Annotated in this window: 20 protein-coding genes and 1 pseudogene; 19 read left to right on the top strand and 2 right to left on the bottom strand. The window is 50.2% G+C overall.

All coding sequences use genetic code 11. The features are described from left to right. The first annotated feature begins 4 nt into the window (after positions 1-4). The 12 genes from ACO5R6_RS05180 to ACO5R6_RS05125 all read left to right on the top strand — a co-directional run bounded on the left by ACO5R6_RS05180 (position 5) and on the right by ACO5R6_RS05125 (position 13,265). The gene (locus tag ACO5R6_RS05180; RefSeq protein WP_485626126.1) at positions 5-1,201 is read left to right on the top strand and encodes an aspartate aminotransferase family protein; all 1,197 of its coding nucleotides are present in this window, start codon (positions 5-7) and stop codon (positions 1,199-1,201) included. A 49-nt stretch (positions 1,202-1,250) separates the two neighbouring features. Further along, positions 1,251-2,117 carry a DNA/RNA non-specific endonuclease gene (locus tag ACO5R6_RS05175; RefSeq protein ID WP_485626125.1) on the top strand — a complete coding sequence of 289 codons (867 nt, stop codon included), beginning with the start codon at positions 1,251-1,253 and terminating at the stop codon, positions 2,115-2,117. Between the two features lie 105 nt (positions 2,118-2,222). Next, complete coding sequence (locus ACO5R6_RS05170; RefSeq protein WP_485626124.1) at positions 2,223-3,047, top strand: hypothetical protein; 825 nt, start codon at positions 2,223-2,225, stop codon at positions 3,045-3,047. A gap of 56 nt (positions 3,048-3,103) precedes the next feature. Then, positions 3,104-4,087 carry a TAXI family TRAP transporter solute-binding subunit gene (locus tag ACO5R6_RS05165; RefSeq protein WP_485626123.1) on the top strand — a complete coding sequence of 328 codons (984 nt, stop codon included), beginning with the start codon at positions 3,104-3,106 and terminating at the stop codon, positions 4,085-4,087. 13 nt (positions 4,088-4,100) lie between these two features. Continuing rightward, positions 4,101-6,062 (top strand): TRAP transporter permease, encoded by a 1,962-nt coding sequence (locus ACO5R6_RS05160; protein WP_485626122.1) that lies wholly within the window; start codon positions 4,101-4,103, stop codon positions 6,060-6,062. A 38-nt stretch (positions 6,063-6,100) separates the two neighbouring features. Next, positions 6,101-7,474, top strand: coding sequence for a phosphoglucosamine mutase (glmM, locus tag ACO5R6_RS05155; RefSeq protein WP_485626121.1), 1,374 nt, complete (start codon positions 6,101-6,103; stop codon positions 7,472-7,474). Between the two features lie 98 nt (positions 7,475-7,572). After that, positions 7,573-8,904: a trigger factor gene (gene tig, locus ACO5R6_RS05150; RefSeq protein WP_485626120.1), complete on the top strand. Its 1,332-nt coding sequence runs from the start codon at positions 7,573-7,575 to the stop codon at positions 8,902-8,904. A gap of 78 nt (positions 8,905-8,982) precedes the next feature. After that, positions 8,983-9,564: an ATP-dependent Clp endopeptidase proteolytic subunit ClpP gene (gene clpP / locus ACO5R6_RS05145; protein ID WP_485626119.1), complete on the top strand. Its 582-nt coding sequence runs from the start codon at positions 8,983-8,985 to the stop codon at positions 9,562-9,564. Between the two features lie 40 nt (positions 9,565-9,604). Next, positions 9,605-10,855 carry an ATP-dependent Clp protease ATP-binding subunit ClpX gene (gene clpX, locus ACO5R6_RS05140; protein WP_485626118.1) on the top strand — a complete coding sequence of 417 codons (1,251 nt, stop codon included), beginning with the start codon at positions 9,605-9,607 and terminating at the stop codon, positions 10,853-10,855. Then, positions 10,852-11,484 carry a ribosome biogenesis GTP-binding protein YihA/YsxC gene (gene yihA, locus ACO5R6_RS05135; protein ID WP_485626117.1) on the top strand — a complete coding sequence of 211 codons (633 nt, stop codon included), beginning with the start codon at positions 10,852-10,854 and terminating at the stop codon, positions 11,482-11,484. The genes clpX and yihA overlap by 4 nt, the downstream gene beginning before the upstream one ends. 340 nt (positions 11,485-11,824) lie before the next feature. Continuing rightward, complete coding sequence (locus ACO5R6_RS05130) at positions 11,825-12,475, top strand: ATP-binding cassette domain-containing protein (protein ID WP_485626116.1); 651 nt, start codon at positions 11,825-11,827, stop codon at positions 12,473-12,475. A 508-nt stretch (positions 12,476-12,983) separates the two neighbouring features. Then, the gene (locus ACO5R6_RS05125; RefSeq protein WP_485626115.1) at positions 12,984-13,265 is read left to right on the top strand and encodes a hypothetical protein; all 282 of its coding nucleotides are present in this window, start codon (positions 12,984-12,986) and stop codon (positions 13,263-13,265) included. 484 nt (positions 13,266-13,749) lie between these two features. On the opposite strand, the gene ACO5R6_RS05120 is transcribed toward ACO5R6_RS05125, so the two are convergent. Continuing rightward, a complete protein-coding gene (locus tag ACO5R6_RS05120; protein WP_485626114.1) occupies positions 13,750-14,376 on the bottom strand; it encodes a GNAT family N-acetyltransferase in 627 nt (208 codons plus the stop codon). A 361-nt stretch (positions 14,377-14,737) separates the two neighbouring features. On the opposite strand from ACO5R6_RS05120, the gene ACO5R6_RS05115 reads away from it, so the two are divergent. The 3 genes from ACO5R6_RS05115 to ACO5R6_RS05105 all read left to right on the top strand — a co-directional run bounded on the left by ACO5R6_RS05115 (position 14,738) and on the right by ACO5R6_RS05105 (position 17,180). Further along, positions 14,738-15,592 carry a helix-turn-helix domain-containing protein gene (locus tag ACO5R6_RS05115; protein ID WP_485626113.1) on the top strand — a complete coding sequence of 285 codons (855 nt, stop codon included), beginning with the start codon at positions 14,738-14,740 and terminating at the stop codon, positions 15,590-15,592. A gap of 414 nt (positions 15,593-16,006) precedes the next feature. Next, the gene (locus tag ACO5R6_RS05110) at positions 16,007-16,357 is read left to right on the top strand and encodes a transposase (protein WP_485626112.1); all 351 of its coding nucleotides are present in this window, start codon (positions 16,007-16,009) and stop codon (positions 16,355-16,357) included. After that, a complete protein-coding gene (locus tag ACO5R6_RS05105) occupies positions 16,239-17,180 on the top strand; it encodes an IS3 family transposase (protein ID WP_485626111.1) in 942 nt (313 codons plus the stop codon). Before ACO5R6_RS05110 ends, ACO5R6_RS05105 begins: the two co-directional genes overlap by 119 nt. A 43-nt stretch (positions 17,181-17,223) precedes the next feature. Here ACO5R6_RS05105 and ACO5R6_RS05100 read toward each other — a convergent pair whose 3' ends face one another. Continuing rightward, positions 17,224-17,799, bottom strand: coding sequence for a GNAT family N-acetyltransferase (locus tag ACO5R6_RS05100; protein WP_485626110.1), 576 nt, complete (start codon positions 17,797-17,799; stop codon positions 17,224-17,226). 90 nt (positions 17,800-17,889) lie between these two features. On the opposite strand from ACO5R6_RS05100, the gene ACO5R6_RS05095 reads away from it, so the two are divergent. The 4 genes and pseudogenes from ACO5R6_RS05095 to ACO5R6_RS05080 all read left to right on the top strand — a co-directional run. After that, positions 17,890-18,216, top strand: coding sequence for a PadR family transcriptional regulator (locus ACO5R6_RS05095; RefSeq protein WP_485626109.1), 327 nt, complete (start codon positions 17,890-17,892; stop codon positions 18,214-18,216). Beyond that, positions 18,213-18,761 carry a DUF2812 domain-containing protein gene (locus ACO5R6_RS05090; protein WP_485626108.1) on the top strand — a complete coding sequence of 183 codons (549 nt, stop codon included), beginning with the start codon at positions 18,213-18,215 and terminating at the stop codon, positions 18,759-18,761. Before ACO5R6_RS05095 ends, ACO5R6_RS05090 begins: the two co-directional genes overlap by 4 nt. Before the next feature lie 112 nt (positions 18,762-18,873). Continuing rightward, positions 18,874-20,223: an SWIM zinc finger family protein gene (locus tag ACO5R6_RS05085; RefSeq protein WP_485626107.1), complete on the top strand. Its 1,350-nt coding sequence runs from the start codon at positions 18,874-18,876 to the stop codon at positions 20,221-20,223. Beyond that, positions 20,213-20,996 (top strand): annotated as a pseudogene (locus ACO5R6_RS05080) (PRTRC system protein E); the annotation flags it as partial. The gene ACO5R6_RS05085 and the pseudogene ACO5R6_RS05080, both read left to right, overlap by 11 nt.

The raw sequence follows: 20,996 nt of genomic DNA, 5'->3' as shown, positions 1-20,996 counted from the left end.
TCCGATGAGGCAAGAAGATTACATCAAGAGGGCGGAGGACCATTTGCTGCACGTCTATCAGCGCTTTCCGGTGGTCTTTGACCATGGAGAGGGGGTCCATCTCTACGACACGGACGGGAGAGAGTATCTGGATGCGGGCTCAGGGATCGGGGTGATGGCTCTGGGCTACAATGATCCCGAATACAACCGCATCCTGCATGGGCAGGTGGACAAGCTGCTCCACAGCTCCAATCTCTATTACACGCCCCCGCTTGCGGCCGCCGCGGAGGCAGTGACCGGAGCAAGCGGCATGGACCGGGTCTTCTTCACCAATTCCGGCGCGGAGGCGATTGAGGGTGCCCTAAAGACGGCCAAGAAGCACGCCTACCTGCGAAATCCGGAGGACCGGCAGGAGATCATCGCCATGAATCACAGCTTTCATGGCAGAACCGTCGGGGCCCTGTCCGTCACGGGAACAAAGCATTACAGGGAACCCTTCTACCCCCTGATGGACGGGGTTCGCTATGCCGACTTCAACGATCTGAACTCCGTCACAGGGCAAATGGGTGAAGAGGTCTGCGCCATTATCCTTGAGACCATCCAGGGGGAGGGGGGGATTATTCCTGCCGACAGGGACTTCCTCCGGGGCGTTCGCAGGCTCTGTGACAGGACGAATACCCTCCTGATCATCGATGAGATCCAATGCGGCATGGGGCGGAGCGGGCGGATGTTCGCCTACCAGGACTACAATATCCGCCCCGATATCCTGACAACGGCCAAGGCTCTGGGACTGGGACTCCCGGTCGGCGCCTTCTGCGTCACAGAAGAGTTGGCGGCCTCTTCCCTGGCTCCGGGAGATCACGGAACGACATACGGGGGGAATCCCCTGGCCTGCGCGGCTGTGACAGCCTCAATCGAGCTTATGAGCCGGAGAAGAATTCCGGAGCATGTGGCGGAACTGTCCCCGTATTTCGAGGCCATGCTTGCCCGCATGACAGACCGGTATGATTTCATTCACTCCCATCGGGGGAGGGGATTTATGCGGGGACTTGTAACTGACCTTGCCCCCGGGCAGGTAGCCGCAAGGGCCCTTGCGGAGGGCCTGGTGATTCTCACGGCAGGCACGGATGTGATCCGCCTCCTGCCCCCTCTGATCTTTGAAAAGAGGGACTTCGATGAGATGGAGGAGAAGCTGACTGCGGTCTTTCGCTCCTTCTGCTGAGGAAACGGGGCCTTGAACAGGACCTGGTCAATCGAGGGGAGTATATCTTATGAGAGGATGGTTTGTAAGAGGAGGAAAGAGCCGAATCAGAGCTCTTGTGCTGGGGCTGGCTCTGGCAGCGATGCTTGGTCTTGCCGCCTGTCGGCCGCCGGAACTTCCGATCCAGTCGGACAGACAGTCGAGCAGTCAAGCGGGCAAGGGGTCAGGCAGTCCGTCAGCCGGGGCAGAAGAGGCGGAGGAGTCCTTCTCCTGGGACCGGGTTCCGGCCTATGACGGGTCTGCCTTCGCTGTCATGCACAAGAACCGGCCTTACTTCAGCCGGGAGGAGATCCGGGACTGGAGCGGACAGTCCTTCACACAGCTGGATGCTCTGGGCCGCTGCGGCGTGGCCCGGGCCAAGATTACGCCCGAGCTCATGCCGACGGAAAGGCGAGGAGAGATCGGATCTGTCAAGCCGAGCGGCTGGCATACAGTCAAATACGCCGATAGCATTCAAGACCGTTATCTCTACAATCGCTGTCATCTGATCGGCTATCAGCTGACCGGACAGAATGCGAATCCCAAGAATCTGATTACGGGAACCCGCTACATGAATGCGAGTGTGATGGAACCCTTCGAGAGCCTGGTGGCGTCTTATGTCAAAAAAACCGGAAAGTCAGTGGCTTATCGGGTGACACCGGTCTTCGTGGGCAGTGAATTGGTAGCCAGGGGGGTCCTCATGGAGGCTTACTCCGACGCAGATCAAGGCGAGAGCATCTGTTACTGCGTCTTCTGCTACAATATGCAGCCCGGCATCAGCATCAACTACGGAGATGGCAGCAGTCAGCCGGATGGGAACTATCATCTGTCGGACGGAACTTACTTCTCCAGGGGATTTATCATCCCCAAAATCAACACGGGAAGCTATAAAAACTGAGGATGATCCGGCCCCAAACAGGCAGAAAATCTTCCGAAAGGAGGTTTTTTCTGTGATAGAATAGAGAAGTTAGCGCAGTTATAAGTTAGGAGGAAGGGCTTTCGTATGAGACAGGGTCTCTTGGATCTGTATTCGTCGACAATCGACCGGGCTTATTATGTCGCCTCCTACCTGATGCGGGATGAAGGGCTGACCACAGATCTCCTGTTGGTCTCTTATGCCAGGGCTGATCAGTATCTGCCTATGCTGGACGAGGGAGTCAGTCCCGGGCAACTCATGGACCGGATTGTGGCCGCGAGCGGGATGACCATGCTTGCCCGGGTGCATGAGGAGGATTACAGGAAGCTGTTTGTCCAGAGCGAGACCGAAAGCCGGGGCTATCTCAAGAGAGAAGATGTGCCTTCGATCTGCCGAACTGCAGAGGAAGAGAAGAGAGAAGATGGGACCAAAAGCCCCTATGAGAGGGCGAGTATCCGTCTGGTGACAGCGCTTCGCATGATGAATCTTCCGGAGTCCTTCACAGCCTTCTGCTACTATGAGCTGGCTATGAGCCCGGAGGAGATCGGGGCCGCCATGGGGATTCCTGAGGACCTGGTCGAGAGGCATCTGACGGCGGCCTGCGCCAAGCTCCGCAGTCTGACCTCGGAGTGGATTCGGCAGGGCCGGATCCCGGCCGATGTGGAACCCATTGCCTTCCTGATCCGGGGATTTGCAAGGGAACAGGAGAGGGACCGCTATGAGGGAGAGGACCTCCTGCCCATCATAGAGAGTCACAGGGAAAGCCTCCGGACCGGAGAAGACCTGCCCCGGGCGGAGGGAGACCGGGACCGCCAGGGAAGAAGCCGGCGGCTTGCTGCCGGCGCGGAGGACTTGAAGCGGCGCCTTCTGGATGGCGCAGACCGCTTCTTATCCAGGCTTTCGTCTAAGTAGAAGAGTCTGAGAAGCATATCGAAGCAGGACAGGAAAACGGGTAAGGAGAAGAGAGTATGAAAAATCAAAAGAGATCAGGGACCGGCCGCCTCCTGGCCCTGGGCCTTGCGGCAGTGCTTGCCCTTGGGACTCTTGCCGGCTGCGGCCGACAGAACCGGCTGATGTTCGGCACGGGAGGGACTGCCGGCACCTATTACAGCTTCGGCGGCGTCTTGTCCCAGTACATGACGAATTACGCCGGTATCAAGGTGACCGCTGTGTCCACCGGTGCCTCCAAGGTCAATATAGAGTCGATTTCCGATGGGGACTACCAGCTTGGCTTCGCTCAGTCTGACGTCATGACCTATGCCTGGAAGGGGACCCGACTCTTTGCGTCCGGCGGGGCCAACCGCGAGTTCAGAGTGCTGGGTGCCCTCTACAACGAGACGGTTCAGGTAATTACAATGAACGACAAGATCAAGTCGGTCGCCGATCTGAAGGGAAAGAGGGTATCCATCGGCGCTGCCGGCTCCGGTGTCTATTTCAATGCCGTCGATGTCTTAAAGGCAGCGGACATCTCCCTGGACGACATCCGTCCCCAGTACCAGTCTTTTGAGGACTCCAAGGAGTCCCTGAAGGATGGGAAGATTGATGCGGCCTTTATTGTGGCAGGAGCTCCGGTCACGGCGATTACAGAGCTGGCGACAACCAACGGGGTCAAGATTGTCCCGATTGACGGACCGGTTCGAGACCGCCTGCTGGCCGACAATAAGTTCTATGCCGCTCAGACCCTGCCCGCGGGAACGTATCCCAAGCAGAATGAGGATATTGCGACAGTGACCATCAAGGCGACCGTTCTTGTCTCAAGGAAGCTGGACAATGATACAGTTTATAAACTGACAGCGGCCATCTTTGATCACAGTCAGGAAATCGCCAGGGAGAATGCCAAGGGCAGGGAACTGTCCGTGACCGCGGCAACGCAGGGGATTGATGTCCCCTTCCATGCAGGAGCGGCCAGGTATTATGCCGAGCATGGCGTCCATGTCAAGACCGAAGAGTAAGAGAGGAGTCCCAATGAGTGATATGAATCAAGCGGTGTCGCCGGTTGAAGTAGACGCCGTGATGAAGAAGTATGACCGAGAGTCCAATACCCGTATCTGGACCGGCAAGCCCGGTCTGGCCATCAAGTGCATCATGGTCGGTTTTTCTCTCTTCAGCATCTATGTGACCCTCTTTGCCACCTTTCTTGAGGAGATCCGTCTGACTTCCTTTATGGCCCTGATTATCATGATGGGCTTTCTGATCTATCCGGCCAGGAAGGGAGAGCAGAGGGAGAACTACATGCCTTGGTATGATGTGATCTTCCTGGTCTTGGGCACCGGATCCTATCTCTACTTCACCCTCAACGCCAAGAGCATTGTCCTGCAGGGAACACATTTCAGCCTCTTTCAGATCCTGGTCGGGATCTTCGCCATCGCAGCCCTGATCGAGGTCACCCGTCGCTGTGTGGGGATACCCATCCTGATCGTGGCCGGCTTTTTCATTCTCTATGCCGCCTTCTACGGGCTGACCAATCCCGAGTTCTTCGGTCGTGTCCGCTATCTGGTCCGCAATCTCTTCTATACCAAGGAGGGGATTTTTGCGACCCCGGTCAATGTGGCATCCAAGTACATCGTTATCTTCATTATCTTCGGTGCTTTTCTGGAGAGGACAGGCATTTCCGGCTTCTTTATCGATCTTGCCAACTCGATCGCCGGCCGATTCTCGGGCGGGCCCGCCAAGGTTGCAGTCATCTCCTCAGCCCTCTGCGGCATGGTGTCCGGATCTTCCGTCGGAAACACGGTGACGACCGGATCGGTCACCATTCCCATGATGAAGAAGACGGGTTATCGGCCGGAATTCGCCGGCGCAGTTGAGGCTGCCTCCTCGACCGGTGGGCAGATCATGCCTCCCATTATGGGGGCGGCGGCCTTCCTGATGGCGGATTTCGTCGGCGTCCCATACTCCGACATCATAAGCCGGGCGGTGATTCCGGCCTTCCTGTACTTCGCCGGCATCTTCATCACCGTCCATCTGGAGGCAAAGCGCCTGGGACTCAAGGGGGAAGAGGCTGAGAAGCTGCCAAGGGCAAGGGACCTAGTGAAGAAGATCTATCTCCTCCTTCCCCTGGTCATGCTTGTCTACTGGGTCTCAGCCAATGTCATGACCATGCAGAGGGCGGCTGCCATCTGTATTGTGCTGGCGATTGCCGTTTCCCTCTTCAATAAGGACAACCGGATTACCCCGGCTAAGATCGTTGAGGCTCTGATGGCGGGCGGTCAGTCATCGATTACTGTGGGAGCTGCCTGCGGTGTGGCCGGAATCATCTCCGGCATCATTACGATGACGGGACTTGCCAATGAATTGGTCAACGCCATCGTGGGCCTGGCGGGCAATCGCCTGATTATCGCCCTGCTTTTGACCATGCTGGTCTGCATCGTCCTGGGCATGGGAGTCCCGACGACTGCCAATTATGCGATCATGGCGGCAACCACGGCCCCCATCCTCATTCGGATGGGAGTGCCGGTCCTGGCGGCCCACTTTTTCGTCTTCTATTTCGGAATCGTGGCGGATATCACCCCTCCCGTCGCGCTGGCAGCTTATGCGGGATCGGCCATCGCCAGATCCAATCCCATGAAGACGGCCTTCAATGCCTCGAGGCTTGCCATCGCAATCTTCATTGTCCCCTATGTATTCTGCTATAACCCGGCCCTGCTTCTGATCGACACGACCCTGCCGGTCATCATTCAGATCACCATCAGCTCCCTGATCGGTATCTTCGGGGTTGCAAGTGCATTCGAGGGATATCTTCTGACAGAGATCAAGCTCCCGATACGAGTCCTCTTCGCCCTGGGCGGGATTATGCTGATCGACCCCAGAGCCCTTACAGACCTGATTGGTTTTGCGATCATTGCCCTCTGCATTCTGGTCCAGTATCTGGCCTCCAAGCGGGGAGGAAAGGACAAGACAGGTTCTGCTATGATCCGGGAATCATAAGATGCTATAATTTTGTACTTTTGTATGAGGTAGATACTATGGGTAAATATTTTGGGACAGACGGATACCGGGGTGAGGCCAATGTGGTTCTCACAGCAGACGCGGCCTTTCGCGTGGGGAAATTCCTGGGCTGGTACTACAGCCGCAATAAGGGAGAGAAGGAGGAGACCAGGATTGTCATGGGTAAGGACACCCGCCGGTCTTCCTATATGTTTGAGTATGCTCTGGCGGCCGGCATCACATCGACCGGGGCGGACTGCTATCTGATGCACGTCACGACGACTCCGTCTGTCTCCTATGAGGCGAGGACAGAGGATTTCGACTGCGGCGTCATGATCTCCGCCTCTCACAATCCCTACTATGACAATGGAATCAAGGTCATCAACGGGGCGGGAGAGAAGCTGTCTGACGATGTGATAGAGAAGATCGAGGCCTACCTGGACGGTCAGATGGGAGAACTGCCCCTGGCCACGGGGACCAGGATCGGCCGCACGGTTGACTTCGCCGCGGGCCGAAACCGCTATATGGGCTATCTGATTGCAACTGAGACCCGGTCCTTCCGCGGCCGCAAAATCGCCATCGACTGCTCCAACGGGTCGGCATCCAGTGTCGCCAAGTCTGTCTTCGATGCTCTCGGCGCCGATACGCATGTGATCAACAACAGCCCCAACGGAACCAACATCAATGATCGGTGCGGGTCTACACACATCGAGGCCCTGCAGCACTTTGTCGTGGCTGAGGGCTGCGAGGTCGGCTTCGCCTTTGACGGAGACGCAGACCGCTGCCTGGCCGTCGACGAGAACGGCTGTCTGGTCAACGGGGACCAGATCATGTATGTCTGCGGCAAGTTCTTAAATGAGCGGGGGCAGCTGCACAAGAGCACCATTGTCACGACCATCATGTCCAATCTGGGCCTCTATAAGGCTCTGGATCGGGCGGGAATTCGCTATGAGAAGACAGCGGTCGGGGACCGCTATGTCTATGAGAACATGTCGGCCAACCACTTCTCCCTGGGCGGGGAGCAGTCCGGACACATCATATTCAGCCGTCATGCGACGACCGGCGACGGGATCCTGACCGCCCTCAAGATCATGGAAGCCTGTATTGAGCAGGGAAAGAGCCTGAAGGAGTTGGCCGCAGACTGTACCATGTATCCCCAGGTTCTTGAGAATATCCGCGTCAGGGACAAGGAGGCCGCCCAGAAGGATGAGAAGGTTCTGGCCGCGGTTCGGTCTGCCGAGGAGGCCCTGGGAGATGACGGGAGAATCCTGGTGAGAGCTTCCGGGACCGAGCCCCTGGTTCGGGTCATGGTCGAGGCGGCTGATCAGGAGACCTGCCGCAAATATGTGGATTCGGTTGCCCAAGTCATCCGGGACAGAGGATTTGCAGAAGATGAAAGTCCTATGCTATAATTCATTTGTTTGTGCACTTGTGCGTGTAACAGCTGTAAGTGCTGAGAAAATCGCATGTCCCGCCATACGTCTCGGCGGCTGACAAGGAGGAGCAGGAAATGAGCGTTAAGGTAGAGAATTTAGAGAAAAATATGGCCAGGCTGACCGTGGAGGTTGACGCGGCAGACCTTGAGAAGGCTCTTGAGAGGGCATATCAGAAGCAGAAAAAGTCGATTTCCCTTCCCGGATTCCGGAAGGGTAAGGTTCCGAGACAGCTGGTTGAGAAGATGTACGGCCCTTCTGTCTTCTACGATGAGGCCGCCAATGACCTGCTTGCCAGCGAGTATCCCAAGGCATACGACGAGTGCGGGCTTGATATTGTCTCTTCCCCCAAGGTGAATGTCGAGCAGATCGAGAAGGGAAAGAACTTCATCTTCACCGCGGAAGTTGCCGTGAAGCCAGAGGTCAAGCTGGGCGACTATAAGGGCATTGAGGTGGCAAAGATCGACACGGACGTCAGCGATGATGAGGTCAATAGCGAGATTGAGCTGGAACGCAACAAGAATGCCCGCACAATTACGGTAGAGCGCCCGATTGCAAAGGATGACACGGCCAACATCGACTTCGAGGGATTTGTCGATGACAAGGCCTTTGACGGAGGCAAGGGAGAGAAATATGACCTGAAGATCGGGTCAGGTTCTTTCATCGACAATTTCGAGGATCAGCTGATCGGTCATCAGGCGGGAGACGAGTTCGACGTCCATGTCACTTTCCCTGAGAACTATCAGGAGAAGAGCCTTGCCGGCAAGCCGGCCAGCTTCAAGGTCAAGGTCAATGAAGTCAAGACGACGGAACTTCCCGAGCTGGACGATGAGTTCGCGCAGGATGTCTCTGAGTTCGACACACTGGATGAATACAAGGCGGATGTCAGAAAGAAGCTTGAGAGCCGCAAGAAGGATGAGGCCAAGCGGGCTCAGACCGACGAGGCTATTGCCAAGCTGGCAGAGGACTCTCAGATGGAGATCCCGGAGCCCATGGTGGACTTCCAGGTCGATCAGATGATGAATGAGTTCTCCCAGAATATGGCGCAGCAGGGTCTGTCCATGCAGCAGTATCTCCAGTTCACCGGCATGAATATGGACCAGTTCCGCGAGCAGGTACGCCCGGATGCACTCAACCGGATCAAGTCCTCCCTGGTACTCGAGGCCCTGGCTAAGGAGGCTCAGCTTGTCGCTTCCGACGAGGATGTCGAGGAAGAACTCAAGAAGATGGCAGAGACCTACAAGATGGATCTGGATAAGGTCAAGGAGCTTGTCGATGAGACCCAGCGGGAGAATATGAAGAAGGACCTGGCGATTCAGAAGGCTGTGGACCTGATCTATGATAATGTCAAGCAGGTAGAGCGCAAGGAAGAAGAGAAGAAGGACGAGGAGAAGAAGGACGAGGAGTAATCATCGTCATATCGGCACAGAGATGAAATGCTCCCCCGGGGGAGCATTTCGTCTCTCTATGAAAGAGAGGGAAATTCTATGGCATCCATGCCCTATGTAATTGAACAGAACAGCAGGGGAGAGAGGAGTTATGATATTTACTCCAGGCTTCTCAAGGACCGGATCATCTTTCTGGGGGAGGATGTCAATGAGACAACGGCCTCTCTGATTGTGGCGCAGCTGCTCTTCCTGGAGTCTGAGGACCCCGGAAAGGACATCCACCTCTATATCAACTCCCCGGGCGGGATGGTGACCTGCGGGATGGCTATCTATGACACGATGAATTACATCAAGCCGGATGTATCAACCATCTGCGTGGGCATGGCTGCTTCCATGGGAGCCTTCCTGCTGGCAGGCGGAGCCAAGGGGAAGAGGTATGCCCTTCCCAATGCCGAGATCATGATCCACCAGCCCTCCGGCGGGGCCAAGGGGCAGGCGACTGAGATCGAGATCGCTGCCGAGAGCATCTTAAAGACCAAGCGGAAGTTGAATCAGATTCTGGCGGACAATACGGGGAAGACCTACGAGCAGGTCGCTGCAGATACGGAGCGGGACCACTACTTAGATGCCCGGGAGGCACTGGAATACGGCATTGTCGACCAGATTATCGACCGCCGCTGAGCTGCTGGGCCGAAGATAGTTATCACCGATAAGGAGTAACATGGCGAATAAGAAAAAAGACAGTGAGGTGCGCTGTTCCTTCTGTGGCAAGCCCCAGTCGCAAGTGCACAAGCTGATTGCCGGGCCCAACGGAGCTTATATCTGCGATGAGTGTGTCGACATCTGCGCAGAGATCATCGATGAGGACTTCGCTGAAGAGGGACACTTCTCAAAGCCCAAGGGGAATTTTGAGATCAACCTGAAGAAGCCTAAGGAACTCAAGGATTTTCTGGACGAGTATGTCATCGGCCAGGATGAGGCCAAGAAGGTGCTCTCGGTGGCAGTCTATAACCACTATAAGCGGATTATGCGGGGTGACCGGTCTGAGGTTGAACTCCAGAAATCCAATGTTCTCATGCTGGGCCCCACCGGAAGCGGAAAGACACTTCTGGCGCAGACCCTGGCGAGAACCCTGGGCGTCCCCTTCGCGATTGCGGATGCGACTACCTTGACCGAGGCCGGTTATGTCGGAGAAGATGTGGAGAACATCATCCTCAAATTGATTCAGGCCGCAGACTACGATGTGGATAAGGCCCAGCTGGGGATCATCTATATCGATGAGATCGATAAGATCACCAAGAAATCCGAGAACGTCTCCATCACAAGAGATGTCTCGGGAGAGGGGGTACAGCAGGCCCTGCTCAAAATCATCGAGGGAACCATCGCTTCCGTTCCTCCCCAGGGGGGGCGCAAGCATCCACAGCAGGAGCTGATTCAGATCGACACCACCAATATTCTCTTCATCTGCGGAGGCGCCTTCGACGGATTGGAGAAGATCATAGAACAGCGCATTGAGGCCGGGTCCATGGGCTTTGGGGCCAATATTGTAGACAAGCAGAGCCGCAAGATCGGGGAACTCCTAAAACAGGTCATGCCCCAGGACTTCGTGAAATTCGGCCTGATCCCCGAATTCATCGGCCGCGTCCCCATCAATGTGGCCTTAAACCAGCTGACGGAAGAGGATATGGTGAGCATTCTGACCAAGCCCAAGAACAGCCTGGTCAAGCAATACGAGGCCCTCTTCGCGATGGACGACACCAAGCTCGTCTTCACGGATGAGGCCCTGCGCGAGATCGCCAGAAAGTCGATTGAGCGAAAGACCGGGGCCAGAGGTCTCCGGTCGATTATGGAGAATGTCATGATGGATTCCATGTATGAGATTCCGAGTGATGATGCCATCAAGGAGTTGACGGTCACAGACCGGATGGTCGATGAAAAGATGCGACTGACGCAGAAAGCGAGCGGATCATGATCATTCGCAGCGCGGAATTAGAGACGGTGGCGGGTGTCACTTCCATTCTGCCTGAGAATGACCTGCCCGAAGTGGCGTTTGCCGGCCGGTCCAATGTGGGTAAATCTTCCCTGATCAATGCCCTTATGAACCGGAAATCTCTGGCAAGGACTTCTTCACAGCCCGGAAAGACGCAGACGATTAATTACTATAAGATCAATGATCAGATTTACTATGTTGATCTGCCAGGCTATGGATTTGCCAAGGCCTCTGCCAGGGAGAAAGAGGCCTGGGGCAGAATGGTTGAGAATTACCTGCTCACATCCGACCGGCTGGCGGCTGTCTTCCTCCTGGTGGATATCCGCCACAAGCCAAGCGCCAATGACAAGCAGATGTTTGACTGGATCCGCTACATGGGTTACCAGGCTATTGTGATCGCAACGAAGGCGGACAAGATCAAACGGTCGCAGCTTCAGAGCCAGATCAAGCAAATTATGGAAGCCCTGGGAGCAGATAGTGATGACATCCTCATCCCCTTCTCATCTCTGACCAAACAGGGAAGGGAGGATATCTGGGACCTGATCGACCAGGTGATCGAGAACGCTATGGCAGATGCCGGAGATGAGCCGGCGCAGCCAGAGGTCAAGTGAATCATGCTTCGCTGAGAGTGAGGAGCCCCTGCAACTGTGAAGACAGTTTCGGGGGCTCCTTGCCGCAGAATCAGTTGAAATATGAAAGTGTATTTTTTATACCAAACGAACCACCAAACGAACAGGAGATTTTGGCTGTTAACATACAGTGGTATACAATGCACTGAAAAAATCTCTATTCTGGACGAATATCTAACATGATATAATAAAAAAGTAAGATATCACTAGAGATTTTGCATCATTGGAGTGAAGGACAGAACTTAGATTAACAGCTTAAGCGATCCAAGAAAATATGCCTTATGCTATAGGCCAATGAAAGGTTTTTTCGAAAAGGTTTTTTATGAATGTAAATATTTCTATCGGTTATAAAGCAAATGAAACGCTATGTAACAATGTGGAATTATCATTTGATATGGGGAGGATAACTCATATCATTGGAGAAAATGGAACAGGAAAGTCTACATTATATAAGACACTGCTAGGTGAATTGAGGCCTTTAAGTGGCCATGTTCCGGTCGAGGTTAAAAAAAATATTGCCGTTATTTCAGATTACATATCGCCTCCTCCAGAGTTAAAAGTGATAGATATTTTGGATTTTATAGGCCAAAAAGATATCGATTACATGAAAAAAAATTTCGAGACACTAACAGATATTATAGCAACTATTAAAAGCCAGAAAATCAGTCAATTGAGTACAGGACAGAAAAGAATTGCGGAAATATTTATGGCCCTTTCTGCAAGGAAGCGTATTTTAATACTGGATGAGGCATGCAATGGACTGGATTATAAAAATCGAAAATTTTTTTTATCAAATATTATAAAATTAGTAAAAGAAGAGAAGCTGTTAATTTTACATACTTCGCATAATCTAGAGGATGTTATTGAACTAGGTGGAAATGTATACGTGCTTGACAAGAATAAAAAAGAATTTCTCCTGTACACAGGAGAAATGTCTATAGATAAATTGAATTTGTTTTTGTGCGAACATTAATGAAGATCAATTTAACAATTCAATAGGAGCGAATATGAGAACATTAAAAATAGAAGTTAGAAGAGTTTATAGGAGCCATATTTTACTATTAAGTATAGCTCTTTTGATTCTTATAGCATTTTTGGGCATCATTCTTAATAATATTTATTATGTTTCAAAGGGCGATTCGCGGTTTTTGTTATTGAGTTTGTATAACTCCTTCACCCAATTTAGTTACTTAATTCTAACATACATTTTTGTGTCGGTTTTTTGTAAGGATTTCCAAAATGGAGTTTACATATGGTATCAGCAACTGGGATATTCCTTTAAAAATGTGATAATCTCCAAATTCATAAGCTTATTAAGCATAATTTTGCCAGTATTAACGATTATTTTTGTGATAGCACAGATATTCAGTGGAAATAAAGATTATAAGTTTTTTATTACCAGCTTAATATGCGTAAATTTGAATATAATATACATCATTACATTGTCATTTTTCTTATCTGTAGTATTTAGGAAAATTATTGTGACAACATTGGTGATGTATGGGATTTATATTTTAGGTAATGGATTAAACTTATGGTTTTATGGGATTTTTAATCCAGCAGATTCAAACAGCATCGCCGCATACTATTTTGCGAAACTGATCAACACGGCACAATTTCATTATTCATTAGGTAAAACTAATTTATCAGATTCAATCTTGTGTGCAGGCTCGATAATCGTACCTATTATGTGGAGCGTATTGCTAGTTGCTGCAGCGATATGTATAAAAAAATATAGAAAGGAGTTGGGTGTGGCTGTCTAAAAAATGTCTGCACCCCCAATTTCATGAATAACAGTTTAGAATTATTGATTTTCAATATAATATATGGCTGCATAATGTTTTCGCTTGGATTATTTATAAAAAAAACAAGCCATCCTAGTACAGTAATTATGTTTATTGCAGGAGATTATTCTGATTTAGATCCTCATAAAGTTTGTTACATTATTGGAAAGAGGATGCTTACTCTAGGTATGGTTTCATTCTTGATAATTCCTTTTGATTTTTTGAAGCCTTCAATTGCTTTTTATGCAATTATAGTTTTAACTATTTTGTGGGTAATATATGAAAATTGGGATTTTATAAAAAATCGGGGAAAATATAGATAGAGATGATCTCTCTGCAACGAATATAAAAATATGCTAAATGATTCAAAAGTTCATTTGAGTGTATCGCCAACCGGCAGAGTGGCATAAAAAGGCTCCTCGCCACCGACGCATTTGCCGGTAGTGAGGAGCCCATATTTCGTTTAGAAAATCTGTCCCGGAAGTTTCAACTTCTTCTTGGGCGGAAATCCTTTGTCGAACTCTTCAACGTCAGAATCCTCCACGTAATACCCCTGCGGTGTCTGGTATACACCGGTGATACCATCAAGGTATCCCGGAATCAGTTCCTTACAGAGGAAGAACGAATCATCCGCACCCTCCGGCAGGTCATGATACCGGATATTGAACTTTCGTGCATAATCAAAACCGCTCTTACCATAAAAACTGAGATTGCCCTCAAACAGAACAGCGCCATAGCCGAGTCCTGCCGCCTTCTCCAGAGAGTATTCAAGCAGTGCCTTTCCATAACCCTTGCGTTTGAGTTCTGGCGTGATGCCAATCGGCCCCATCGTCAGGACACAGATCGCCCTGCCGTCATCGGCTTTGATAATCGTCTTCATGAACATATTCTGTCCGATCAGCCTGCCATCCTGCTCCATGACGAAATTAAGTTCCTTGATGAAAGCCGGATCATCACGCAGCACATGGATCACATAATGCTCACTGCATCCCGGACGGTACACGTTCCAAAACGACTCTCTGACAAGGTTCTCAACTGCTCTGTAGTCTTCGGATCTTTCTAAACGAATGGTGTAGTCATTTGTATTCATTGTTTTTCCCTGAATTGAAAGGTTAAATTTCGCTCGCGCGATTTCTAGGCTGGGAGAGTAGAAATTTCTTTTTCATTTTTAGATCCATTATCCATTAAAATAACGGTTGTAATCAACACGTAAGCTGATTATTCCGGCCCCTTCGGAGCCATCTGTCCGGACAGGTGGCTCTCGTCACACCGGACAGGCGGCTCCGCCGCCCCGCAATATTCAGGATCCGGCTGATTCATAAAACAGAATAGTAATGTGGAAAGATTTAAGAATATCCCCTTTGAAGACTGAAAAAGTGCCAACTCTACGATTCATAGATTTCGATTCTAAGTCCTTTTGGATAAAATATAATTAAATAGGGGGCAAGAATATGGGCAAAAATGTAACAGGTCGCTTTATTGCCGATCTCAGAAAACAAAAGGGTTTTACACAAAAAGAATTGGCCGAAAAGCTTATGGTAACAGATAAAGCAATTTCACGATGGGAAACAGGAAAAGGACTTCCTGACACTTCATTGTTAAAACCGCTTGGAGATGTTTTAGGCGTTTCCGTCACCGAATTGCTGTCTGGGAAAAGGATAGAGGAGGTAGATATAAAAGAGCAGGCTGACAGTATTATTGGGGAGTCGCTGAATTATTCAAAGCGTATGTTTGCAAGAGTAATAAGTGCAATCCTTTTCATCATTGGAATCGCTTTCATAATTTCACCGCTATTTGGGGTAAGTCAAAGTTATATCTGGACGCTGGGTCTTATCATTGTTGCAATAGCAATTCTTTACATCTACACACGAAAGAAGAGGGATTCAATGAAAGCAACGAATAGAGCCTATCATCTGTCCGCTCTTGCGTTACAAGGTATAGCGTTAATTTTAGAGATACTACCGATTGGTGCTGTTATGGTTTTTGCAACAAGTCCAACCGAACGAACTATTGAAGTGTGTTCATATTTTAGTCTGCTCCCAGTAGGGTATGCAAATTTCACACCGTTATTGACAGGCGTCCTAACGATTTTGATAATCTTGCTCGGTGTATTTGCCTTGTTCAGATTTGACAACGCTGCCAATCTCAGAAAAACCATATTTGTTTGCAGCGTCATCTCACTACTGTTTTCGATTGTTCCATTATTCCTATTCGGAACAGTTGGAATGACAGCTGCAAGCTATGCAGTTTCTGGCGCGATTCTCTTTTCGATCTTCCTACAAGCTGCGGCCAATCGAAAAGAATAATTCGTGCCAGCCACCACGGCTGGATTTGAGATTTTCAAAAACAGCTTGTAAAACTTAAACACTTTATTACTTGATCATTTAAGATTTTCCCCGTTATTGTACAGACAAGAAAGCCACAAACACCGCGATCTGCTGTTTTAGGTAAGTGAACAGACGGTATTTATGACTTCCACAAGTGAAGTAATATTAGACCGCAACAGCTACATTTAGCTTGCTGCGGTTTATCAGAAACAATAGTTGCATATAGCACAGGGGAGCCAGATTAACCTGGCTCCCTACATTTACGGAATAACGTGGCTTTCTGTCCATCATTTTGGTGTCTGCTATAATGGTTCCGTAAATTAAGACACTTCTTAAGACGGTTTTTAATGAATCTGATATGCTTGAAACATACCACACATGGAGGAGTCATTTATGTCCCGTACAAGAAGAAACTTTTCAGCAAAGTTCAAGTCCGACCTCGTTCTCGAAGTTCTGAAGGGCGAGAAAGAACTGAATGTCATCGCCACTGAGAACGACATCCAGCCAAATCTTCTCAGGAACTGGAAGAAGGAGTTCTTAGAGAAGGCTTCCGTGGTCTTCGATGATTCCCGTGAGGAAAACATCAAGGAGAAGCTCAGCGAAGAGCGCAAGGAAAAAGCAGCCTATGCCAGGAAGGTCGGTCAGCTCACCATGCAGGTGGACTGGCTCAAAAAAAAATCTGAAGAAATGCTTGGACCTGACTACGAGAGTAAATTTAGTCCGAAGCCTCCGTTCGAAGACTGACAAGCCTGAGATTCCGGTCAGCATGGCCGCAGATCTCTGTGGTATCAACCGAACCAGCATCTACTATGGAGCCAAGTCGGTATCCGATACTGAACTTGAGTGCAAGGCCATTATGGATCACTTCCATACAGATAATCCCACCTGGGGAGCTCGTCAGATGTCCGCCCAACTGAAGTGCCGCGGATATCATATCGGGCGTAAGAAAGCCCGGAAGTGGATGACTGAGATGGCCATTGATCCGATCTATCCGAAGCCGAACCTCTCGAAATGCCTTCAGCATGCTGCCGTCGTTCCGTATCTGCTTCGTAACGCTGATATCACCCGGCCTAACCAAGCCTGGTCGATTGATATAACCTACATTCCGCTGAAGCACAGCTTCCTGTACCTGACAGCTATCATTGACTGGTATAGCCGCTGCATCGTTGGCTGGGATCTAGATGATACACTGGACGCCAGCTCTTGTATTGAAGCATGTAAGAAAGCTTTCCTGGTGGCAAAACCGGAGATCCTGAATTCGGATCAAGGCTGCCAGTTCACCAGCCAGGGCTACAAAGATTTTCTAAAGGCTAACAAGGTACGTCAGAGTATGGACGGCAAGAGCCGCTGGGCTGACAACATCAAGATCGAGCGGTGGTTCCGCTCTTTCAAGTATGAGGAAGCCTACCTGACAGAATGGCACAACATCAAGGAGGCCAGAGCTACGGTCAGGGAGTACATCCATACCTACAACTTCGAGTGCTGTCATTCGGCGATCGGGAATGTACCGCCTGCTTCTGTGTATTACCCGGCAATGCTTTATGAGGAAGCCAGGGATATAGCTTGAACATCAGTACCCCAGGGTATCAATACTCTCATAACTATGGATATCAGTTCATTATAAAAATCTCGGATTTTTGTCTTGAAAACTGACCCATTATATGCTTCTTTATCTCAAGGTATCCCGGAATCAGTTCCTTACAGAGGAAGAACGAATCATCCGCACCCTCCGGCAGGTCATGATACCGGATATTGAACTTTCGTGCATAATCAAAACCGCTCTTACCATAAAAACTGAGATTGCCCTCAAACAGAACAGCGCCATAGCCGAGTCCTGCCGCCTTCTCCAGAGAGTATTCAAGCAGTGCCTTTCCATAACCCTTGCGTTTGAGTTCTGGCGTGATGCCAATCGGCCCCATCGTCAGGACACAGATCGCCCTGCCGTCATCGGCTTTGATAATCGTCTTCATGAACATATTCTGTCCGATCAGCCTGCCATCCTGCTCCATGACGAAATTAAGTTCCTTGATGAAAGCCGGATCATCACGCAGCACATGGATCACATAATGCTCACTGCATCCCGGACGGTACACGTTCCAAAACGACTCTCTGACAAGGTTCTCAATTTCGGCAAGAGATTGCAAAAGAGAACGGCGAAGTTCCGAAATATGGGATAAAATATTCAAATTTTTCTTTCCGGCCTATGGACAACTATTACGGATTATGATATATTACAGATAAAGATACATCGAAATTCGTATTAGAAAGGAGAAGGAATGGGAAGAACAGCAAACAGCGGTGCTCTTACCGAATCTGTCTTTTATATCCTGTTGCGGCTTCATCAACCGGCACATGGTTACGCCCTGATGAAAGACATTGCACAAATGACAGACGGGCGGGTGGAACTTGGCGCCGGTTCCCTCTACGGAGCATTGGATACCCTGCAGAAGAAGGGCTGGATCAAGGCGCGGGACGACCATCCGCAGGACAGAAAAATCGAATACATCATCACGGATACAGGGAAGCAGTTCTTTGAAAAAGAACTCATCCGCCTGAAAGAACTCCTGCAAAACGCAGAGAAAATGAAGGAGGCAATCTCATGAAGACCATCGTTAAAAAGACTTTTATGGATGTTCAAAAGGAAGAAGAATGGCTGAACGAACAGGGAGAAAAAGGACTGATGCTCATCGGTTATCATGGCGGCGAATACGCATTTGAGGATGTTTCCCCGGCCAAGTATCAGTATAAGATTGATCTGCCCGCTTACACCGGTGACAAGAAAAAGGCATACCTGGATTTTCTTGAGCAGACCGGAATTACGGTTGTGGCTGAGTACGCCGGCAGGGTGTATCTGAGGAAGAACGCAGCCGACGGCCCGCTGGAAATCTATTCTGAAAACACGGAGCTTCGAAAACAAGTGAGCAAACGTTATTTTTATTTCTTTGCTATCGGCATACAGCAATTCGTGTTGGGGCTTGCCATGTTGATTCAAACACTGTTTTATGTGCAGCCAAAAGGACTTCCCTTTTGGATTAGTGTGGTGATTGATGCAGGTTTGATGATTTGCGGCATCATCTTCCTTATTATGGGCATTCAAAAGCGCAGGAAGTATGCTGTACCCCAAAAAGAAAGTACGATATGGCAATAAAGCTATAAGATGCCAGATGGATTTCTGTTACAATGATGCTTAAGAAAGATTACAGGCTCAGATATTAAGATCCAGGGCAATATGAAATACAGCCGTTGCCGAGGGGGAGACCATGAGGGGATTTAAGAGGGGATCAAGTCTTACGGACGGCAATTTATCCTTATCCATAGCGCCGGCTCTCACACCGGGAGGGGTGGAGGAGAATCCGTTATTTTTCAGTGGAGAGCTTGCGAACCCCCTGGTGGTCTCAGGGGGACTCCTGGTGCTGGCAGATATTGCAGGCAGCAGATACTTCAAGTACGTACCGGTGGGACAGAAGGATCCGATTCTCTCCGCCCAGGGAGACAGACTCAGGGCGGAGTGTTTTTCTGCCTGCAACGGCGTCTATGCGAGAATGGATCTCTTTCAAAGCGCTTTAGAGGGGGAGATTCGATATGGCACGACAAATGTGGATATTGGTAATGACTTGCGAAAATCCCTCTTGCAGCTAAGAGACCAGGATCGCCTGAAGTTCCGAATTGGCGGCGATGGCTGGAGGACATTTCACAGCAGGCAGTCTGATGACGGATCTGCGCTGACGGAGATGTTGATCCAACGCCCTGTAAAAATGCCGAATCGCTGGATTCGAGCCCTGGGCAACACGGCTATGCTGTATCAGAAGATGAAGTACCGCTTCCATGTGGAGGGGATGCAGGCAAAGGCCTTTATTGCCATGCTGCCGCCCGCTACGGGAAAGGAGCAGGCCGGATGGTTGACGGCCACAAAAAACGGCGTGGTCTTAAAATCCGTGAAGGGGGAAAACAGTGTTTATATTCATGGCCTTCACAGACTCAGCGCCCTAAAGCGTATCATGCGTCATGTAGATGCTGTTTATTTTTATGCGCCTGATGAAGCCGGACAGATGATGCTTGAAGTCTGTATGCCGGGCGCCAATATAACCCTGGGCTTAACCGCTAAGAGTTACGAGGGCTATTCGGGCGAGGGGGCGCTTCTTGATTCCCTTTCCGATCCTAAAATACTGGAATACGCAGATCGGATTGATGATGTGCTGAATTTCGAGCCGAAACTTGATCTTGACAGCATATCCAGATCAATGGGGATCATAAAAGAGGATATGGATGATGCCATAGAGCTTCTGGCAGTTTCTGGAAAGCTCGGCTTTGACGTTCGAGAGAATGCCTTTTTCCACAGGGAATTGCCTGATGATCCGGACAGAATATTGGGGGATAACCCCAGGCTTTTGGCTGCAAAAAAGCTGATGGAAAGCGCCACATATATAGAAGACAATATATGGCATGTGAGATCCGGCGATGCGGATTACAGGGTCATTTATCCTGTTGACGGAAGAGCAGAAGATGCAAAGTGCACCTGCAGATGGTACCTGCGGCATCAAAACAGCAGAGGACCCTGCAAGCACATCCTGGCAGTAAAAATGAAAAAGGGAATATCCTATGGCAAGTAAACTTGAAAAAGCAGTGGAAATCTATCGTTCTCTGGGATATGAGGAGACAGATTTTGACGATATTCTAGAGCTTGGGACAGGAAAGCGGGATGAAGAAAAGATCGCGAGAGAAGGACTCAAATCCGGAGAGTGGACGAAAATCAAGCAGTTGTCCCCCAATAGCTACGGTTTTGTCCCTGTGGTGGATGCAGACCTGGATAAGCTCGCCATTTTTGCCATCCGCGTGGGCGTGGATGCCAGACGAGCCGCAAATGTTGTAAGCCGATCCAGTGAAGTTGCTCTGAGAGCGATTGAGGCTCGCGGAAAGAGCTATGCCATCAACTTTATCAATGCCGCATCCAGAGCAAACAGGAGAAGCTGGGAGCATTCCCTGTCGCGTCTTGGCATGCTGTCCTTAAAACTGCTTCATCGGATGAATCTTGCCATCCCCGAATCTGTGGACTATATGAAGGACTGGGCAGCCGGAGCCGCAGTGATTTTGGGAATCCGAAAGAAGGACGATACATTTGATGAGAATTTTTCCCTGGAAAAAGAGGAGCTTTTAGGAAGGTTTTGCGAGCATATCGAAGTGGGAATTTCCGTGAATGTGCCGGCGACAGGACCTTTTTCGGATATCCTGATATGGGGCGTAGAGAATGGGGCGCTTGACAGAGATCGGGCTCTGGAACAGGTTTTCTATGGCTTGCAGATTGCCCGGAGACCGGGTGACAGAAAGGCTTTCGTCAATGTCCTGGAGCAAATCGGCCTGTCGGATGATGAGATCAGGTCTCGGG

Source organism: Shuttleworthella sp., assembly GCF_057251025.1.
Note: the sequence above shows the minus strand (reverse complement) of the source record. Positions and strands in the feature narration are given on the sequence as shown.

Excerpts from the sequence above, each read along its gene's own strand:
- ACO5R6_RS05175 (WP_485626125.1), top strand. The coding sequence starts at position 1,251 with ATGAGAGGATGGTTTGTAAGAGGAGGAAAGAGCCGAATCAGAGCTCTT.
- ACO5R6_RS05110 (WP_485626112.1), top strand. The coding sequence starts at position 16,007 with ATGTCCCGTACAAGAAGAAACTTTTCAGCAAAGTTCAAGTCCGACCTC.
- ACO5R6_RS05115 (WP_485626113.1), top strand. The coding sequence starts at position 14,738 with ATGGGCAAAAATGTAACAGGTCGCTTTATTGCCGATCTCAGAAAACAA.
- glmM (WP_485626121.1), top strand. The coding sequence starts at position 6,101 with ATGGGTAAATATTTTGGGACAGACGGATACCGGGGTGAGGCCAATGTG.
- ACO5R6_RS05165 (WP_485626123.1), top strand. The coding sequence starts at position 3,104 with ATGAAAAATCAAAAGAGATCAGGGACCGGCCGCCTCCTGGCCCTGGGC.
- clpP (WP_485626119.1), top strand. The coding sequence starts at position 8,983 with ATGGCATCCATGCCCTATGTAATTGAACAGAACAGCAGGGGAGAGAGG.
- ACO5R6_RS05160 (WP_485626122.1), top strand. The coding sequence starts at position 4,101 with ATGAGTGATATGAATCAAGCGGTGTCGCCGGTTGAAGTAGACGCCGTG.
- ACO5R6_RS05120 (WP_485626114.1), bottom strand. The coding sequence starts at position 14,376 with ATGAATACAAATGACTACACCATTCGTTTAGAAAGATCCGAAGACTAC.
- ACO5R6_RS05085 (WP_485626107.1), top strand. The coding sequence starts at position 18,874 with ATGAGGGGATTTAAGAGGGGATCAAGTCTTACGGACGGCAATTTATCC.
- yihA (WP_485626117.1), top strand. The coding sequence starts at position 10,852 with ATGATCATTCGCAGCGCGGAATTAGAGACGGTGGCGGGTGTCACTTCC.
- ACO5R6_RS05095 (WP_485626109.1), top strand. The coding sequence starts at position 17,890 with ATGGGAAGAACAGCAAACAGCGGTGCTCTTACCGAATCTGTCTTTTAT.
- clpX (WP_485626118.1), top strand. The coding sequence starts at position 9,605 with ATGGCGAATAAGAAAAAAGACAGTGAGGTGCGCTGTTCCTTCTGTGGC.
- ACO5R6_RS05090 (WP_485626108.1), top strand. The coding sequence starts at position 18,213 with ATGAAGACCATCGTTAAAAAGACTTTTATGGATGTTCAAAAGGAAGAA.
- ACO5R6_RS05105 (WP_485626111.1), top strand. The coding sequence starts at position 16,239 with ATGCCAGGAAGGTCGGTCAGCTCACCATGCAGGTGGACTGGCTCAAAA.
- ACO5R6_RS05180 (WP_485626126.1), top strand. The coding sequence starts at position 5 with ATGAGGCAAGAAGATTACATCAAGAGGGCGGAGGACCATTTGCTGCAC.
- tig (WP_485626120.1), top strand. The coding sequence starts at position 7,573 with ATGAGCGTTAAGGTAGAGAATTTAGAGAAAAATATGGCCAGGCTGACC.
- ACO5R6_RS05170 (WP_485626124.1), top strand. The coding sequence starts at position 2,223 with ATGAGACAGGGTCTCTTGGATCTGTATTCGTCGACAATCGACCGGGCT.
- ACO5R6_RS05130 (WP_485626116.1), top strand. The coding sequence starts at position 11,825 with ATGAATGTAAATATTTCTATCGGTTATAAAGCAAATGAAACGCTATGT.